The 18,599-nt window shown below is 67.5% G+C and carries 11 protein-coding genes and 3 rRNA genes; 7 read left to right on the top strand and 7 right to left on the bottom strand.

Going from position 1 to position 18,599, the window contains the following annotated elements:
- Positions 1-550: 550 nt before the first annotated feature.
- From ACX25U_RS16750 to ACX25U_RS16735, 4 genes are all read left to right on the top strand, one after another.
- Positions 551-2,076, top strand: a 16S ribosomal RNA gene (locus ACX25U_RS16750).
- 304 nt (positions 2,077-2,380) lie between these two features.
- Positions 2,381-5,502, top strand: a 23S ribosomal RNA gene (locus ACX25U_RS16745).
- An 84-nt stretch (positions 5,503-5,586) separates the two neighbouring features.
- Positions 5,587-5,703: ribosomal RNA gene (rrf, locus tag ACX25U_RS16740) — 5S ribosomal RNA — on the top strand.
- Together the 16S, 23S and 5S rRNA genes form the textbook arrangement of a ribosomal RNA operon.
- A gap of 69 nt (positions 5,704-5,772) precedes the next feature.
- On the top strand, positions 5,773-6,336 hold the full coding sequence (locus tag ACX25U_RS16735; protein WP_454392935.1) for a GNAT family N-acetyltransferase: 564 nt from the start codon (positions 5,773-5,775) through the stop codon (positions 6,334-6,336).
- 13 nt (positions 6,337-6,349) lie between these two features.
- On the opposite strand, the gene ACX25U_RS16730 is transcribed toward ACX25U_RS16735, so the two are convergent.
- The 6 genes from ACX25U_RS16730 to ACX25U_RS16705 form a co-directional block, all read right to left on the bottom strand.
- Positions 6,350-7,885: a type IV secretory system conjugative DNA transfer family protein gene (locus ACX25U_RS16730; protein WP_454392933.1), complete on the bottom strand. Its 1,536-nt coding sequence runs from the start codon at positions 7,883-7,885 to the stop codon at positions 6,350-6,352.
- Positions 7,886-7,897: 12 nt separating this feature from the next.
- Positions 7,898-9,322, bottom strand: a complete 1,425-nt coding sequence (locus tag ACX25U_RS16725) for an ATP-binding protein (protein ID WP_454392931.1) — start codon at positions 9,320-9,322, stop codon at positions 7,898-7,900.
- A 14-nt stretch (positions 9,323-9,336) separates the two neighbouring features.
- Positions 9,337-10,896, bottom strand: coding sequence for an SCO6880 family protein (locus ACX25U_RS16720; protein WP_454392929.1), 1,560 nt, complete (start codon positions 10,894-10,896; stop codon positions 9,337-9,339).
- Complete coding sequence (locus ACX25U_RS16715; RefSeq protein ID WP_454392928.1) at positions 10,893-12,230, bottom strand: hypothetical protein; 1,338 nt, start codon at positions 12,228-12,230, stop codon at positions 10,893-10,895. The genes ACX25U_RS16720 and ACX25U_RS16715 overlap by 4 nt, the downstream gene beginning before the upstream one ends.
- Complete coding sequence (locus ACX25U_RS16710) at positions 12,220-13,071, bottom strand: hypothetical protein (RefSeq protein WP_454392926.1); 852 nt, start codon at positions 13,069-13,071, stop codon at positions 12,220-12,222. The genes ACX25U_RS16715 and ACX25U_RS16710 overlap by 11 nt, the downstream gene beginning before the upstream one ends.
- Positions 13,072-13,296: 225 nt before the next feature.
- Complete coding sequence (locus ACX25U_RS16705; protein ID WP_009189392.1) at positions 13,297-13,605, bottom strand: hypothetical protein; 309 nt, start codon at positions 13,603-13,605, stop codon at positions 13,297-13,299.
- A 345-nt stretch (positions 13,606-13,950) separates the two neighbouring features.
- On the opposite strand from ACX25U_RS16705, the gene ACX25U_RS16700 reads away from it, so the two are divergent.
- The 3 genes from ACX25U_RS16700 to ACX25U_RS16690 all read left to right on the top strand — a co-directional run bounded on the left by ACX25U_RS16700 (position 13,951) and on the right by ACX25U_RS16690 (position 16,737).
- Positions 13,951-14,685, top strand: coding sequence for a trypsin-like serine peptidase (locus ACX25U_RS16700; protein ID WP_454392924.1), 735 nt, complete (start codon positions 13,951-13,953; stop codon positions 14,683-14,685).
- A gap of 139 nt (positions 14,686-14,824) precedes the next feature.
- Positions 14,825-15,826: a C40 family peptidase gene (locus ACX25U_RS16695; protein ID WP_454392922.1), complete on the top strand. Its 1,002-nt coding sequence runs from the start codon at positions 14,825-14,827 to the stop codon at positions 15,824-15,826.
- Between the two features lie 200 nt (positions 15,827-16,026).
- Positions 16,027-16,737, top strand: a complete 711-nt coding sequence (locus ACX25U_RS16690; protein ID WP_454392920.1) for a phosphatase PAP2 family protein — start codon at positions 16,027-16,029, stop codon at positions 16,735-16,737.
- 150 nt (positions 16,738-16,887) lie between these two features.
- On the opposite strand, the gene ACX25U_RS16685 is transcribed toward ACX25U_RS16690, so the two are convergent.
- A complete protein-coding gene (locus ACX25U_RS16685; protein WP_454392918.1) occupies positions 16,888-18,471 on the bottom strand; it encodes an FAD-dependent oxidoreductase in 1,584 nt (527 codons plus the stop codon).
- Positions 18,472-18,599 lie beyond the last annotated feature (128 nt).

The raw sequence follows: 18,599 nt of genomic DNA, 5'->3' as shown, positions 1-18,599 counted from the left end.
CGCACAAGCGGCACCCAAACCACAAGCACGATCTCCCAGCCGGGTTGTTTTCGGCGCGCCCGAAATTCAATTCACGCATGGGACTCGTCGATCCCGAACCGGAACCCCGAGGGTCTGATTGGGAATCGCCGAGAGGATCCGCTAAGGTTTGAGACGTCGGAACGGCCCAACGGCCGTGATGGCGAACCCCGCTGACTGGGGATCAGGCCGAAAGGGATCTGATAGAGTCGGGGCCGCCGGAAAGGAAAGCGCGAGAGCGTGAACCTGGAAAGCACCGAGGAAATCGGATCGGAAAGGTCTGATAGAGTCGGAAACACCGAAGGGAAGCGCCCGGAGGAAAGCCCGCGAGGGTGAGTACGAAGGAAGCGACCGTTCCTTGAGAACTCAACAGCGTGCCAAAAATCAACGCCAGATATGTTGATACCCCGTCCGTCGGAACACTCCGATGGTCGTGGTTCCTTTGAAGAAACACAGCGAGGACGCTGTGTGCGAGGGGATCATTCCTCCTCTCGCACCGCTCTCGTGGTGTCGACCGGATTACCGGTAAACATTCACGGAGAGTTTGATCCTGGCTCAGGACGAACGCTGGCGGCGTGCTTAACACATGCAAGTCGAACGATGAACCACTTCGGTGGGGATTAGTGGCGAACGGGTGAGTAACACGTGGGCAATCTGCCCTTCACTTCGGGACAAGCCCTGGAAACGGGGTCTAATACCGGATATCACTCCCGCAGGCATCTGCGGGGGTCGAAAGCTCCGGCGGTGAAGGATGAGCCCGCGGCCTATCAGCTGGTTGGTGAGGTAACGGCTCACCAAGGCGACGACGGGTAGCCGGCCTGAGAGGGCGACCGGCCACACTGGGACTGAGACACGGCCCAGACTCCTACGGGAGGCAGCAGTGGGGAATATTGCACAATGGGCGCAAGCCTGATGCAGCGACGCCGCGTGAGGGATGACGGCCTTCGGGTTGTAAACCTCTTTCAGCAGGGAAGAAGCGCAAGTGACGGTACCTGCAGAAGAAGCGCCGGCTAACTACGTGCCAGCAGCCGCGGTAATACGTAGGGCGCGAGCGTTGTCCGGAATTATTGGGCGTAAAGAGCTCGTAGGCGGCTTGTCACGTCGGGTGTGAAAGCCCGGGGCTTAACCCCGGGTCTGCATTCGATACGGGCTGGCTAGAGTGTGGTAGGGGAGATCGGAATTCCTGGTGTAGCGGTGAAATGCGCAGATATCAGGAGGAACACCGGTGGCGAAGGCGGATCTCTGGGCCATTACTGACGCTGAGGAGCGAAAGCGTGGGGAGCGAACAGGATTAGATACCCTGGTAGTCCACGCCGTAAACGGTGGGAACTAGGTGTTGGCGACATTCCACGTCGTCGGTGCCGCAGCTAACGCATTAAGTTCCCCGCCTGGGGAGTACGGCCGCAAGGCTAAAACTCAAAGGAATTGACGGGGGCCCGCACAAGCAGCGGAGCATGTGGCTTAATTCGACGCAACGCGAAGAACCTTACCAAGGCTTGACATACGCCGGAAAACCCTGGAGACAGGGTCCCCCTTGTGGTCGGTGTACAGGTGGTGCATGGCTGTCGTCAGCTCGTGTCGTGAGATGTTGGGTTAAGTCCCGCAACGAGCGCAACCCTTGTCCTGTGTTGCCAGCAGGCCCCTCGGGGTGCTGGGGACTCACAGGAGACCGCCGGGGTCAACTCGGAGGAAGGTGGGGACGACGTCAAGTCATCATGCCCCTTATGTCTTGGGCTGCACACGTGCTACAATGGCAGGTACAATGAGCTGCGATGCCGCGAGGCGGAGCGAATCTCAAAAAGCCTGTCTCAGTTCGGATTGGGGTCTGCAACTCGACCCCATGAAGTCGGAGTTGCTAGTAATCGCAGATCAGCAGTGCTGCGGTGAATACGTTCCCGGGCCTTGTACACACCGCCCGTCACGTCACGAAAGTCGGTAACACCCGAAGCCGGTGGCCCAACCCCTTGCGGGAGGGAGCCGTCGAAGGTGGGACTGGCGATTGGGACGAAGTCGTAACAAGGTAGCCGTACCGGAAGGTGCGGCTGGATCACCTCCTTTCTAAGGAGCACTTCTTGCCGGGCTTGCCCGGTCAGGGGCCAGTACACCGGCGAGTGCCCGGTGCTGGTTGCTCATGGGTGGAACGTTGATTATTCGGCCGGATGCACGGGCCGGAGGCTGCCAGTACTGCTCGCAGGAGCGTGGAACGCATGATCTCCGGACGGGTTCCGGCCGGGCACGCTGTTGGGTGTCTGAGGGAATGACCTTTCCTCGGCCGCCGGCCCCAGTGAACTCCGGATGTTGTCCGGGGGTGATGGGTGGCTGGTCGTTGTTTGAGAACTGCACAGTGGACGCGAGCATCTGTGGCCAAGTTTTTAAGGGCGCACGGTGGATGCCTTGGCACCAGGAACCGATGAAGGACGCGGGAGGCCGCGATAGTCCCCGGGGAGCCGTCAACCAGGCTGTGATCCGGGGGTTTCCGAATGGGGAAACCCGGCAGTCGTCATGGGCTGTCACCCGCTGCTGAACACATAGGCAGTGCGGAGGGAACGCGGGGAAGTGAAACATCTCAGTACCCGCAGGAAGAGAAAACAACCGTGATTCCGGGAGTAGTGGCGAGCGAAACCGGATGAGGCCAAACCGTATGCGTGTGAGACCCGGCAGGGGTTGCGCATGCGGGGTTGTGGGATCTCTTTGCTGTTGTCTGCCGGCAACAGGACGAGTCAGAAACCGTTGGCGTAGGCGAAGGACATGCGAAAGGTCCGGCGCAGAGGGTAAGACCCCCGTAGCCGAAACGTCAGCGGCTCGTCGAAGAGACACCCAAGTAGCACGGGGCCCGAGAAATCCCGTGTGAATCCGGCGGGACCACCCGCCAAGCCTAAATATTCCCTGGTGACCGATAGCGGATAGTACCGTGAGGGAATGGTGAAAAGTACCCCGGGAGGGGAGTGAAATAGTACCTGAAACCGTGTGCCTACAAGCCGTGGGAGCGTCGGAACGGGGCTTGCCTCGTTCTCGTGACTGCGTGCCTTTTGAAGAATGAGCCTGCGAGTTTGCGGTGTGTTGCGAGGTTAACCCGGGTGGGGTAGCCGTAGCGAAAGCGAGTCCGAACAGGGCGGTTGAGTAGCACGCTCAAGACCCGAAGCGGAGTGATCTAGCCATGGGCAGGTTGAAGCGGAGGTAAGACTTCGTGGAGGACCGAACCCACCAGGGTTGAAAACCTGGGGGATGACCTGTGGTTAGGGGTGAAAGGCCAATCAAACTCCGTGATAGCTGGTTCTCCCCGAAATGCATTTAGGTGCAGCGTCGTGTGTTTCTTGCCGGAGGTAGAGCACTGGATAGGCGATGGGCCCTACCGGGTTACTGACCTTAGCCAAACTCCGAATGCCGGCAAGTGAGAGCGCGGCAGTGAGACCGTGGGGGATAAGCTCCATGGTCGAGAGGGAAACAGCCCAGAGCATCGACTAAGGCCCCCAAGCGTACGCTAAGTGGGAAAGGATGTGGAGTCGCTCAGACAACCAGGAGGTTGGCTTAGAAGCAGCCACCCTTGAAAGAGTGCGTAATAGCTCACTGGTCTAGTGATTCCGCGCCGACAATGTAGCGGGGCTCAAGCGTACCGCCGAAGTCGTGTCAATCCAGCGGCAAGCCCCAACGGGTGCTGGGTTGGGTAGGGGAGCGTCGTCTGCCGGGTGAAGCGGCACCGGAAGGTAGTCGTGGACGGTTGACGAGTGAGAATGCAGGCATGAGTAGCGATACACACGTGGGAAACGTGTGCGCCGATTGACCAAGGGTTCCTGGGTCAAGCTGATCTGCCCAGGGTAAGTCGGGACCTAAGGCGAGGCCGACAGGCGTAGTCGATGGACAACCGGTTGATATTCCGGTACCCGCTGTGAAGCGTCAAACATCGAGCATCGTGATGCTAAGGCCGTGAAGCCGCCCTGATCTCTTCGGAGTTGAGGGGAGTGGTGGAGCCGCCGGACCAAGCGGTCAGTAGGTGAGTGATGGGGTGACGCAGGAAGGTAGTCCAGCCCGGGCGGTGGTTGTCCCGGGGTAAGGGTGTAGCCCGAGTGGTAGGCAAATCCGCCACTCACCAGGGTGAGACCCGATGCCGAGCCGATTGCGGCGAAGTGGATGATCCTATGCTGTCGAGAAAAGCCTCTAGCGAGTTTCATGGCGGCCCGTACCCTAAACCGACTCAGGTGGTCAGGTAGAGAATACCGAGGCGTTCGGGTGAACTATGGTTAAGGAACTCGGCAAAATGCCCCCGTAACTTCGGGAGAAGGGGGGCCGCGCCCGGTGACGAGTCTTGCACTCCGAGCTGGGGGTGGCCGCAGAGACCAGCGAGAAGCGACTGTTTACTAAAAACACAGGTCCGTGCGAAGCCGTAAGGCGAGGTATACGGACTGACGCCTGCCCGGTGCTGGAACGTTAAGGGGACCGGTTAGCTCACCTTCGGGTGGGCGAGGCTGAGAACTTAAGCGCCAGTAAACGGCGGTGGTAACTATAACCATCCTAAGGTAGCGAAATTCCTTGTCGGGTAAGTTCCGACCTGCACGAATGGCGTAACGACTTCTCGACTGTCTCAACCATAGGCCCGGTGAAATTGCACTACGAGTAAAGATGCTCGTTTCGCGCAGCAGGACGGAAAGACCCCGGGACCTTTACTACAGTTTGATATTGGTGTTCGGTTCGGCTTGTGTAGGATAGCTGGGAGACTGTGAAAGCCGCACGCCAGTGCGGTGGGAGTCGTCGTTGAAATACCAGTCTGGTCGTGCTGGATGTCTAACCTGGGTCCGTGATCCGGATCAGGGACAGTGTCTGATGGGTAGTTTAACTGGGGCGGTTGCCTCCTAAAGGGTAACGGAGGCGCCCAAAGGTTCCCTCAGCCTGGTTGGCAATCAGGTGGTGAGTGTAAGTGCACAAGGGAGCTTGACTGTGAGACCGACGGGTCGAGCAGGGACGAAAGTCGGGACTAGTGATCCGGCGGTGGCTTGTGGAAGCGCCGTCGCTCAACGGATAAAAGGTACCCCGGGGATAACAGGCTGATCTTCCCCAAGAGTCCATATCGACGGGATGGTTTGGCACCTCGATGTCGGCTCGTCGCATCCTGGGGCTGGAGTCGGTCCCAAGGGTTGGGCTGTTCGCCCATTAAAGCGGTACGCGAGCTGGGTTTAGAACGTCGTGAGACAGTTCGGTCCCTATCCGCTGTGCGCGCAGGAGTCTTGAGAAGGGCTGTCCCTAGTACGAGAGGACCGGGACGGACGAACCTCTGGTGTGCCAGTTGTTCTGCCAAGGGCATGGCTGGTTGGCTACGTTCGGGAGGGATAACCGCTGAAAGCATCTAAGCGGGAAGCCTGCTTCGAGATGAGGACTCCCACCCACTTGATGGGGTAAGGCTCCCAGTAGACGACTGGGTTGATAGGCCGGATCTGGAAGCGCCGCAAGGCGTGGAGGTGACCGGTACTAATAGGCCGAGGGCTTGTCCCCAGTTGCTCGCGTCCACTGTGTCGGTTCTGAAACCACGAACGGTCCCATGTGGCCACACATGGTCGGCTGACGGTTTCATAGTGTTTCGGTGGTCATAGCGTGAGGGAAACGCCCGGTCACATTCCGAACCCGGAAGCTAAGCCTCACAGCGCCGATGGTACTGCAGGGGGGACCCTGTGGGAGAGTAGGACACCGCCGAACAAACATTGAGTAAAAGGCCCACACCGAAAAGGTGTGGGCCTTTTTCTTTGGCCGTATTACGGTGACCCCATGACTGGCCCCAGCACCGAGCAGTACGTCATCCGTTCCCCACGTGCCGAGGAGTGGCCGAGCGCGAAGGCGCTGCGGCTTCTCGCGCTCCAGGATCCCGTGGCACACCTCGCCTTCCTGGAGACGTACGACGACGCCATGGCCAAGCCGGATTCGTTCTGGCAGGAGCGGACGGCCGGCGTTGTGGTGGGCGCGACCGGCGGGCGGCAGTTCATCGTCGAGGCTCCGGGCGGGGAGTGGGTCGGGACTCTCACCGTGCTCGTGGAGGAGGCCGGTAGCACGGACTGGGCCGGCTTTCCGGTCGAGCGGCGGCAGGGGCACGTCGTAGGCGTGTACGTCCGGCCCGAGCACCGTGGGTGCGGGCTGACCGAGGTGCTGTTCGACGAGGCCCTCCAGTGGGCCTGGGAGATCGGTGTGGAGCGGGTGCGGCTGATCGTGCACGAGGCCAACGGGCGTGCCCTGCGCTTCTACAGCAGGGTCGGCTTCGTGCCGAGCGGGGTCACTGTGCCGCTGTCGGCCGGCTCGGAGGAGTCCGAGCTGGAGTACGTGCTCGAGCGTCCCTGAGCGTCAGCGGACATCAGGCGGGGAGTTCGTCGTGCGGCCAGCGGGCGCGGGCCTGTTCGCGGGATCGGAGCAGGGCCAGTGTCGGCAGCCCGCGGTCGGCTCCCGCGGCCAGCAGCTCGGGGAGCTGGGGGAGCGGGGCGACGGCGGCCACGTCGTCCAGGACGAGTGTGAGTGGTGGGTCGAGCCGACCGGAGGATGACCGTTCGGCCATGCGCCGGCCGCGCTCGACCACGCTTGAGGCGAGTGCCGTCAGAAGGGGCATCGCGCCCGGGTTGGTGCGGGGATCCTCGATGGATTCCCCCACCACGTAAAGCGTTCCCCCTTCGCCGGCAAAGGAATCCAAGGCGAGCGCATCAGTTCGGTTTGGAGTGCAGGCGTCGCGGACGTTCACAGTGAACAGTGAGGCCAGTGCGCGGCTGGTCAGCTCCTGGGCGATGTCACGGCGCTCGGGGTGCGAGGTGAGTGCCGCCTCGAGTTCGCCGGCCGATCCGGAGGCGGCCTTGGGGTTCGTGCGCAGGGCTCGCACCGCCTCCTGGACCTGTGCCCCCTGGGACCAGCGGTGGACGTGGCGGACGGTGCGGCCGTCCACGGCGGCGGCGTGGAGGAAGCTGCGCAGGAGGGTTTCCGCGGTGTCGGCTGTCGCCTGGTCGATCTTGGCGGTGGGGCGGACCGGGGCGAGGAGCGCCGTGGCTCTCGCCGCCGCCGTTGCCTTGTCCTCGCAGCCCGCGGTGGGAGACCAGTGGAGGCGGGCCGGGGTGTCGCACAGGTGGGCGGGGTCGTAGAGGAGGACCGGGCCCAGTTTGGCCCGGGGGTCCTTCGTGTCCTGCCAGAGGGCGGGGTTGGACGTGATGACGAGGGCCGGGCCTGCCGCGTCCCGGATGACCTGGGCGGCTGTCGCCTGGCGGCTCTCCCTCGGGGCGAAGAGGATCTTCTCCTGTCCGCCGGTTTGTTCGGGCTCCGCCGGGCCCTGGGTCTTCACCAGAGGCGCCACTGCCAGAGGCGCCTCTGCCAACGGCGTCTCCACCGGCCGCGTGTCCACGAGCGGCTGTTCGGGTTCCGTGGCCGTCCGCTGGCCGGGGACCTCATGCCGCACTGGCGCCGGTGTCTCCCGAGGTGCCGGTTCCGGCTCCGGTGCCGCCGCCCGTTCCCGGACCGCCGCTGCCTCCGCCCGTCTGCGCAGCCGCACGGCTCTCCACCGGGCCGCCGTGCCCATCACGAACACGGTCAGCACGAACAGCACCATCAGCTGGCCGATGAACAGCCCCCAGAACAGTCCGTATCCCGACAGCTGCCCCGCAGGCGTGTCCGGCCAGGCGCCGGGCATGTCGTGCGGCTCGCCCATGAGGTGGCGCATCGCCAGCGGCGTACGGGTGAAGGCGACGCCGGACGGCCAGGAGCCGTGGGCGAACAGGCCGGCGAGTCCGGTGGCCGTCCACACCAGCAGGGTCATGCCGAGCAGGAAGGCGAGGATGCCCACCAGCAGGCCGTCGGGAATGCCGCCCTGGCCGTCCCGGCGGCCCTGTCCGTGGTCGCGGTCGTCCGGTCTCACGCGTACGTCTCCCTAGGCGACCGTCGACTCGGAGGAGCCGTCCAGGTCGGCGATGTGCTGTTCCATGAAGGCCGCCGCCCGCTCCTCCGCCTCCCGTTCGGCGGCGCGCAGGGCGTCGTCGGGGACGAGGTCGCTGGAGGACTCGGTCATGGCGCGGTCGGTGAAGACCAGCGGGCGTTCGGTCTCGGTGACCAGGTGTTTGACCACCTGGACATTGCCGTTGACGTCCCACACCGCGATGCCGGGGGTCAGGGTCGGGATGATCTCGACCGCCCACCTGGGCAGGCCGAGCACCCGGCCGGTCGCCCGTGCCTCGTCGGCCTTCTGGGCGTAGATCGTCCTGGTCGACGCCATCTTCAGGATCGCGGCCGCCTCCTTGGCCGCCGCCCCGTCGACGACGTCCGACAGGTGGTGCACCACCGCCACGAAGGACAGACCCAGCCGGCGCCCGAACTTCAGCAGCCGCTGGAACAGCTGGGCCACGAACGGGCTGTTGATGATGTGCCAGGCCTCCTCGACCAGGAAGATGCGCTTCTTCCGGTCGGGGCGGATCCAGGTGTGCTCCAGCCATACGCCGACGATCGCCATGAGGATCGGCATGGCGATGGAGTTGCGGTCGATGTGGGACAGGTCGAAGACGATCAGTGGGGCGTCCAGGTCGATGCCGACGGTCGTCGGCCCGTCGAACATGCCGCGCAGGTCGCCGTCGACCAGGCGGTCCAGGACCAGGGCCACGTCCAGGCCCCAGGCGCGTACGTCGTCTATGGCGACGTTCATCGCCTCGGCCGACTCCGGCTCCGGGTGCCGTAGCTGCTCGACGATGTCGGAGAGCACCGGCTGGCGTTCGACGATCGTCTCGTTGACGTAGGCGTGCGCGACCTTCAGGGCGAAGCCGGAGCGCTCGTCCAGGCCGTGGCCCATCGCGACCTCGATGATGGTCCTCAGCAGGGCGAGCTGCCCGGTCGTCGTGATCGCCGGGTCCAGGGGGTTGAGGCGGATGCCGTGGTCCAGGGCCGCCATCGGGTCGAGCCGGATGGGAGTTATCCCCAGCTCCTCCGCGATCAGGTTCCACTCGCCGACCCCGTCCTCGCCCTGGGCGTCCAGGACGACGACCTGGCGGTCGCGGAAGCGGAGCTGGCGCAGGACGTAGGTCTTCTCCAGGGCCGACTTGCCGTTGCCGGACTCGCCGAGGACGAGCCAGTGCGGGGCGGGGAGCTGCTGGCCGTACAGCTGGAAGGGGTCGTAGATGTAGCCCTTCCCGGAGTACACCTCGCGGCCGATGATGACGCCCGAGTCGCCGAGGCCGGGTGCGGCGGTGGGCAGGTAGACCGCCTGGGCCTGGCCCGTGGACGTTCTCACCGGCAGCCGGGTCGTCTCGACCTTCCCGAACAGGAAGGAAGTGAAGGCGTCCGTGAGGGCGGTCAGCGGGTCCCGCATCAGAGCATCAGCCCCTACCGTCGGATTCCGGTGGCGAACGGGAGCGTGTTCACGAAGGCGCGGTGGTGCTCGCGGTCGCACCACTCCAGCTTCAGGTAGGACTTTCCGGCCGAGGCCCTGATGGTCCGCTTGTCGCGGGCCAGGGCCTCCGGGGAGCGGGAGGAGACGGTGATCCAGCCGACGAGGTTGACGCCGGCGGCGCCGCTGGCGAGGTCCTCGCCGCGCTGGTCGAGGCGGTGGTGGGCCTGTACGTCCCGCGGGTCCACGGTGCGGTTCATCTTGGCGGCGCGGCTGGCCTCGGCGGCGTCGTTGGTCTTCTCGGTCAGCATGCGCTCGATGGCGACCTCGGTGGGTTCGAGGTCCATCGTGACGGCGACCGTGCGGATGACGTCGGGGGTGTGGACGAGCAGGGGCGCGAGGAAGTTGACGCCGACCGGGGTCATGGGCCACTCCTTGACCCAGGCGGTGGCGTGGCACCAGGGCTCGCGGGTTGCGGACTCGCGGGTCTTGGCCTGGAGGTACGTCGGCTCCCTGGCGTCCAGCTCGGCCGGCCAGGCGTTGCGCCTGGTCATCGCCTGGATGTGGTCGATCGGGTGGTCCGGGTCGTACATGGAGTGGATCAGCGAGGCCAGCCGTCCCTGGCCGAGCGGCTGCCGCACCCGGATGTCGGCCTCCTGGAGGCGGGAGCAGATGTCGGTCAGCTCGCGGGCCATGACGACCGCGAGTCCGGCGTCCCGGTCCAGCTTGCGGCCCGCCTGGGGCCGGGCGGCCCGTGCCATGGCCTGGGCCTCGGCGGCGAGTTCGCGGGTGTAGTGCATGCAGGCGACGAGGTAGGCGCGGTGCTGCTCGCTGCTGGTGGAGACCATGGACTGCAGTTGGTCGTACGACTGCTGCAGCCAGGCCGGTGCCCGGTCGTTCCCGCGCACGGCGACGTCCTTGGCGTGGGCGTCGGGGTCGGCGGGCAGGGTGCGGGCGAGCATCTGCAGGCGGGTGACGAAGCCGTCGCCGTTGGCCACGTGCTTGAGCAGGGTGCCGAAGCGGTCGACGAGGGCTTCCTGGTCCTCGGAGTCGCGCAGGCCGACGCCGGGGCCCTCGATCTCGATGGCGGCGGTCACCGTCTTGCGGTCGGCGTGCAGCAGTACGGCGATCTCGTCCGGTCCGAACGGCGCGGCGAGCCAGGTGATGCGGCCGATGCCGGGCGGCGGCCCGATCTCGATCTCCCGTCCGTCCAGGCGCGTGCCGGCCTCCATCGCGCCCGAGCGGTAGGCGGCGCCGTTCTTGACCGTGCGCTTGTAGGAGCGGTTGATCTCGAACCACTTGTAGAACGTGCGGTGCCGGTACGGCACGTAGACCGCGGCGAGCGCCAGCAGCGGGAAGCCGGTCAGCAGCACGATGCGCAGGGACAGCACGGGGACGACGAGCCCGCACATCATGCCGAGGAACGCGCCGGCGATGATCAGGGCGATCTCGCCGGACTCGCGGTTGCGGCCGACGATCGCGTTCGGCCGGGCGCGGCCGATCAGATACGTACGGCGGGGCGTGACCGTGTGGGACACGTGGGAATCGGTCGTCAACGCCCTTCACCTCCCGTGCGGTTGGTACTGCTGTTGCGGGTCCTGCCTGCGTGTGGGGTGGTCACCGGGCTGGGTGCGCGGGGAGCGGGTGCGGCGGAGGGGACGGATCCGCCGCCGCTGTCCGGGACGCGTGCGCTGTGTGCGGCGACGCCGCCGGAGGCGGGGTTGGCCGGGCGGGGGGCGGAGGAGTGGCCGCCGCCGTTGCTGTCGGCCCGGGTGCTGTGGGTCTTGATGCCCTGCGCGACCAGGGTGGCCGGGGAGCTGATGACGGCCGCGGCCTTGCCCTCGGCGCTCCGCATGATGCGGTTGTTGCGGCCGGCCGCGATCTCGTCGCCGAAGCCGGGGACGAAGCGGTAGATCATCGCGCTGGCGAAGATGGCGAGCAGGATGATGGCGAGGCCGGAGACGACGGCGGAGAAGGCGCCCGGGCCGTCGCCGGAGGACAGGGCGCCGGCGAGTCCGAGCACGATCACGATGACCGGTTTGACCAGGATCACGGCGATCATGATTCCGGCCCAGCGGCGTACGTGTCCCCACAGGTTCTTGTCGACCAGTCCGGCGTAGACGACGGTGCCGAGCAGCGCGCCGACGTAGAGCAGGGCGGCGCGTATGACCAGCTCCAGCCAGAGCACGCCGGCGGCGAGGATGGTGACGAGGGAGACGACGATCAGCATGATCGGGCCGCCGCCGATGTTCTCGCCCTTGCCGAGTGCGGCGGAGAACGTGCCGAAGAACGTGTCCGCCTGGTTGCCGGTCGCCTTCGCGAGTACGTCGGAGACGCCGTCGGTGGCCGATACGACCGTGTAGAGGATCAGCGGGGTGAAGGCGGAGGCCAGCACGGTCAGCCAGAGGAAGCCGACCGCCTCCGAGATCGCGGTGGTCAGCGGTACGCCGCGCACGGCCCGCTTGGCCACGGCCAGCAGCCAGAGCAGGAGCGTGAGGACCGTCGACGCGGCGAACACGACGGCGTACTGCTGGAGGAACTTCTGGTTGGTGAAGTCGACGTTCGCCGTCTCCTGCACGGCCTTGCTGAGCTTGGTGACGGTCCAGGAGGCGGCGTCGGCACAGCCTTTGGCGAGGGAGGAGAGGGGGTCGAGGGTGGAGGTGGGGTCGGGAGCCGTGGAACCGCCGCCGCTGCTGGTGCCGTTGCCGCGCTCGCAGTACTTCTTGGCGGCGCCGGGGATGAGGTCGCAGTTGTTCTTGCTCTCCGTCGGCGTGGGCGTCGGGCTGGGCGTGGGCGCGGCGGCGGCGCGGGTGGCCAGCAGTACGACCGACGTCTGGACGGCTGCCACGACTCCGGTGAGCCCCAGCAGGCGCTGCTTGCTACCGGGCATACGTGAACCCTCCGTACTCTTCGGTGGCCTTGCGGATCTCGTCGGAGGTGGCGGCCTTGTCGTCACCGGGGACCGGGGTGGGGCCGTTCTTCTGCGAGTCGGAGACGATCTTCCAGTCGTCTCCCGACCACTGGAGATCGAACGTCCACGTCTTCCAGGACGAGGTGACCGGGTCGGCCGAGGTGTGAGCGGACATGCCGATGAGTCCCACGTACCAGACCGCGACCTTGGCGCTGCTGCCGCTGTACTGCTGCACGGTGGTGCCGATGGGCACCACGCGTGAGACGAACGTGCTGCCGGCGGGCGGGTTGCCGTTGGCGTCCAGGCCCATTTTCTCGAGGAAGTCGGCCGAGTAGGCCTGGTCCATGGGCCCCTGGAGTCCGGCTGCCGCGTCGGGGGTGTAGAGGAGGTCCAGGATGGCGCGCCGGCTGTCCTTCTTGAGCATGCCGGTGGAGCCGAGCGTCACGGCGTAGTTCGCGGCAGCGCTCTGCGCCCCCTGCTCGTCGTGTGCGAACCCCGACGGGATGCCGCCCGTCTTCGTCTCCACCGGCCGCTTGCCGCTCGCCGCGGTCGCCGCCGCCTTCGGCTTGTTGCCGTCGCTGTCCGCCGAGGGCGGCCCGTCGCCGCCCGAGCGGTTCGCGAAGGCGATCGCGGCGACGAGGAGGACGACCACGGCGACCACCGTGATCAGGCTGCGCGAGGACGAGCGGCTGCCGCGCCGAGCGCCGCCGTAGGGGTCGCCGGCCCGGTCCGGGAGCCGGGTGCGGGTCTGTCCGCCCCGGTACGGCCCGTCGTCGGCGCGCGCCAGGTCGCCGTACCCGTGCTCGTCTCCGTGACTCATGCCCCGTACGCCCCCTCGACCTCGTACCGGAACGCGTAGAAGTACGACGGTAGCCGTGCTGGCTCCCGTGTGGACGCGGTGTGGTGACTCGACATCAGGGAAACGCAACCTCAGCCGGTGGGCACGGTGGGTGGGTGGGGGTAGCGGGGGCACCGGGCGCGCCCGGGGGGTCTGGCTCACGGCGCGGACGGAGCACCGTGCGCGGCATGCGCGGGTGTGCGCCGGTTACACGGCCATGCCGTACACGATGGTGAAGAGCGTGCCGAGCGAGCCGATGATGAACACCCCTGTCAGGCCGGCGATGATCAGTCCCTTGCCCTGTTCGGCGCTGAACGTGTCGCGCAGGGCCGTGGCGCCGATGCGCTGCTTGGCGGCGCCCCAGACGGCGATGCCGAGGCAGAGCAGGATGGCGACGGCCATCACCACCTCGATCATCACCTTGGCCTCGTTGCCCAGGCTGCCGAAGGGGCCCCAGTTCGGAGCGATCCCGCCGATGATGGTGTTGATGTCTCCCTTGTCGGCCGCAAAGAGCATGTAAGTCACCGCCCCTGTTGGGTAGTTCCACGTCCCCTGTCCTCGCGCAGAGGTCAGGCTCATTCTCGCCGACAATCACGCTGACGATGTCGACTTGGCGCTATTGCCTTATGGGTTTGGCATATATCGTCACTCTGTGTATCACGGCAGGTCACGCCGGGCAATGAAGTCCGAGCGGAACCTGTCGTGTGGTCCCGTCGTTGACGTTTTTCGCTGCCCGCCATGGTTTTTGACGGCCAGTCGGGTGTGTGGCCGTTCCGATGGTCTCACGTCGGCAGGCCGCGGTCCCGGTGTCTGCTCGGCGTGGGCAGGCGTGGGGCGGTGGCGCCCAGTACGGTGGGCCCGATGAAACGCACCTTGTTCACCGCCCTGGCGCTGCTGGCCGCCACCTCGGCCTCCGTCGCGGCCGCCGACGACGGGCCCGGCCCGCTCGGGGTGACGGCCGTCACCTCGAAGACCCCGCAGAACGCCCGGGTCGGAGTGCTGGCCGGTGCGGACAAGGCCGGCGATCTCACGGGCAACCACTTCTGCACGGCCTCCGTGGTGCACAGCCCGAACCGCAACCTGATCCTGACCGCCGCCCACTGTCTGAGCGGCGGCGCCCTGGTCTTCGTGCCGGGCTACCGGGACGGGCAGGCGCCGTACGGCGTGTGGACGGTCAAGAGGCGTTTCCTGCCCGACGGCTGGTCCAAGGGCCAGGACGAGGACAGCGACATGGCCTTCGCCGTGCTCGCCCCGCGAAGCGGCAAGGGCATCGAGGACGTCGTCGGCGCCAACCGCTTCGTCACGGGGGCGGCGACCGGGGCGGCCGCGGTCACCGTCACCGGCTACCCGGACACGCGCGAGGTGCCCGTCAGCTGCACCAACAAGCCGCACGCCCACAGCAGCGGCCAGCAGCGCATCGACTGCCCGGAGTTCACCGGCGGCACCAGCGGCAGCCCCTGGATCAACGGCGGCCGGCAGGTCGTCGGGGTGCTCGGCGGGTACGAGCAGGGGGGCTCGACGGCGGACACGTCGTACAGCGTGGTCTTCGGGGCCGCGGCGGCGAAGCTGTACAAGGACGCGGCCGCCGATCCCTGATCCCGCCCGGCCCGGGTCGGGGTCGCACGGCGGACGGCCGCCGTGCTGTCCTGCGCCCTGTGTGTGATCACTCCAAAAGCGCAGAGGGCGCCTCTAGACTGTCGACGGCGGACTCCCGGGCGGCGAGGGGCGGTTGACGGTGCGTAAGGCATGGATCGTTGCGATCACCGCCGTCGGCACCGCGTTCGGCTTCGTCGTGCTGCTCGTCGTCGGCGTGTACGTCGTCGCCGGGAACCTCGCGGGCGGGGTGGGCGGCGGATCCGTGGGGCTCGCCAAGGGCTCGGTGCCGGCCGCGTACCACTCCCTCGTGCAGAAGTGGGGCAATCTCTGCTCCGCCATCAACCCCGCGCTGCTGGCCGCCCAGCTGTACCAGGAGAGCGGGTTCGACCCGAACGCCAAGAGCCCCGCCGCGGCGCAGGGCATAGCGCAGTTCATCCCGGGCACCTGGGCCACGCACGGCATCGACGGCAACGGCGACGGCAAGCGCGACGTCTGGGACCCGGATGACGCGATTCCATCGGCCGCGTCCTACGACTGCGAGCTCGCGCGGTACGTCAAGAGCGCGCCGGGGAACCCGACCCACAACATGCTCGCGGCCTACAACGCGGGCCCGGACGCCGTCATCAAGTACGGGGGTGTGCCGCCGTACGCGGAGACCCGGAACTACGTGAAGACCATCACGACCCTGGAGAAGAGCTTCGCCGCGCCCGTCAGGCGCGTCGATCCCTCCAAGCAGGCCGCCGCGGCCATCTCCTATGCGCAGAGCAAGCTCGGCACGCCCTATCTGTGGGGCGGGAACGGCACCGCCGACCAGGGCGGACGGTTCGACTGCTCGGGGCTGACCAAGGCCGCGTACGAGAGTGTGGGGATCACCCTGCCGCGGGTCGCCAACGACCAGTACAACGCCGGCCCGCACCCCGAGCGGGACGAGTTGCTGCCGGGCGATCTGGTGTTCTTCTCCGACGATCCGACCAATTCGCGGGCCATCCGGCACGTGGGCATCTACGTCGGCGGCGGTTACATGATCGACGCGCCGAAACCGGGCGCGGTGATCCGGTTCGACCCCATCGACACGCCGGACTACTTCGGAGCCACCAGAGTCACCGAAGATGGCGCGAAAGCGCTCCCCACCTCCGTGTGAACCGCCTGTGAACCTGCCCCCTGAGCTGCGGTGATGAATCTCTCTTCGATAACTTCTGCGTGATCATTCGGTGGAGTGCGGAACGTATCGGCCGGGGTCGTGCGTTCCTGTTGGGGTAGCGGATCTACGACCACGGGGGTGGGCAGGGGCGGCGCACACCGGGTGCGTCCGGAACGACACGACGAAGGGGCCGCAGCGCCATGGCTGGACTCGCCGAATCCGGGTCGAACCCCGACGTCAACCTGCTCTATGACATCAACGGGCTGGCCAAGGACGCGCCGCGCTGGTTCGACCAGGTCATGGAGTACGTCGGTGAGTACGGGCTGCTGCTCGCCATGGTGCTGCTCGTGGTGTGGTGCTGGTGGTCCGTGCGGCGCCGGGGCGGTGCCGAGGCGGCGTCGGCCGTCGCCGCGCTGGTGTGGGTGCCGCTCGCGGCGGGTCTCGCGGTGCTGGTGAACGTGCCGATACGGGGGTTTGTGCAGCGGCCCCGGCCGTTCCTGGACCATCAGGGGCTGGAGGTCCTGGTGTCCGGGAAGACCGACTACTCGTTCGTGAGCGATCACGCGACGATCACCATGGCGATGGGGGTCGCGCTGTTCGTCGCCAACCGGCGGTTCGGGCTGGTGGGCATTGGGCTGGCGCTGCTCGAGGGGTTCTGCCGGGTGTACATGGGCGTGCACTATCCGACGGACGTCGTGGGCGGGTTCGCGCTGGGTACGGCTGTCGCGCTGCTGCTGTCTCCGTTGGCCATGGCGCTGCTCACGCCGCTGCTGAGGGCTGTTGAGGGGTCGGCGTGGGGTGGGTGGCTGGTGGCTGCGCGGGGTTCCCGGGCGGGGCGGGACGAGGCGGGGTCCGGCCGCCAGGGTGCCGAGGAGTCGGCGGCGGCGGAGGAGCGGGACCTGGCGGCTTGACAGGTGACCGTGGGCTGCGGCTGAGGCACGTGGCTCTGCTTGCCCGCGCTTGGCGGGGCGCCGCTGTGCCCACCCGTGCCGCCCTGGGGGTCCCCCCTGCTCGAAGAGCTCGGGGGAGGCACGACTGCCCGCAGCCACGCCACGGCGGGTCTACAGACCCTGTGGGTACGTGAAGAACCGCGCCGGATCGTACTGCTGCTTCAGCTTCGTCAGGCGTGTCGCCGCGTCGCCGTAGTACGCCGTGCGCCAGTTCGTGAGCGTGGGGTCGGTGTAGTTCTGGTACGCCGCGCCGGAGGCGTACGGCCGCATCGCGCTGTGGGTCGAGGCCAGCCAGGACTGGGCCGGCGAGCCTGTCGTGCCGGGGCGCCAGGAGACGATGTACTGCGCCAGCATCCGTGAGCGGCGGTGGACGAAGGCCGTCGCCGTCGGGGAGACCCGGTTGACCGCCCCGCCGAGCGCGGTGAGCGCGACGCTGCCTGCGCCGCCCCGGACCGACCGTATGTGAGCCAGCAGTGTCTGGATGCCGGCCGCGCCGAGGGAGCGGTCGAAGAAGTCCGAGCGGGCCGCGTAGGTCTCGCGGCCGAGCCTGCCCCGCGGGGAGCGGCCGGGCGTCGGGCCCGGGAGGTGGCACTGGGCGTCCACCGGGAAGGACGAGCAGCCGGCGTAGGCCTCCATGGCCCCCTCGTAGGAGTGGCGCTTGAGCGACACGCCGGACGCCGGCGCGCCGGTCTTTCCGGCCAGCCGGTCCACCGCGTTCTGCAGTTCGCCGTACGTGCCCAGCGAGAAGGCGGCCACGGACACGGTCGGTGTGCCGCCCGCCGCGTTCGACAGGTGCAGGGAGGACCAGATCTCGTCCGGCTGGCCGGGGCCCCACTCCTGCCAGGCCCTCACCACCGCCGCCGCCCTCGCCCACGGCCAGGTCAGGTAGGCCGACACGGCCTGGGGCGCGGGGTGGGTCCTGAACCGGAGCTCGGTCACCACGCCGAAGTTGCCGTTGCCGGCGCCGCGCAGGGCCCAGAAGAGGTCCTTGTTCTCGGTGGCGTTGGCGGTCAGCTGCTTGCCGTCCGCCGTGACGAGGGTCGCCTGGGTCAGGCTGTCGCAGGTCAGGCCGTAGGCGCGGGAGACGACTCCGTGACCGCCGCCCAGCACCAGGCCGGAGACGCCGACGGTCGGGCAGGAGCCGGCGGGGATCGTCACGCCCTTCGCGGTGAGCGCGCGGTAGACGTCGATGAGCTTGGCCCCGGCGCCCACCACGGCCGAAGTGCCGCTCGCCCGTACCCGGTCGAGTCCGGAGACGTCGAGGATGAGCCGGCCGTCGCCGGACGACCAGCCGGCGTAGGAGTGGCCGCCGTTGCGGATGGCGACGCGGAGGTGGTGGGCGCGGGCGTAGGACAGGGTCGTACGGATGTCGTCGGCGTGGGCCACGTACGCGACCGCCGCGGGTCTGAGGCCGTCGAAGCGGGTGTTGTAGAGCTGACGGGCCGTCGTCCAGGAGGCGTCGCCGGGGCGGAGCAGGGTGCCGTCCAACGCCCGGGCGAGCGCTGCCCAGTTGGCGGCGGCCGCGGCGCCGGTGGTTCTCAGTGCCGTACCGGACGGGGCGGAGGACGCGGAGGTCCCGGCGGCAGTGGTGCGGGCCGTGCCGCCCGGGGCCCCGTCCTTGCCGCCGACGCACCCGGCCGTGGCGACCGCCGCGACCGCCGCCGCGCCGCCCCCGATGAACGTCCGCCGTTCCATGCCCGCCCCTCCCGGCCTCTCCCGTCGTCTCCCGAGGAGCGAGACGGCGACCCGGCCCGGAGGGTTCCACGGGACCGGGTTCCACGGGGTCAGGTGTCCCGCGCGGAACCGGGATCCCGGCGGCGTAA

It is taken from the genome of Streptomyces sp. JNUCC 63 (genome assembly GCF_054366325.1).
Note: the sequence above shows the minus strand (reverse complement) of the source record. Positions and strands in the feature narration are given on the sequence as shown.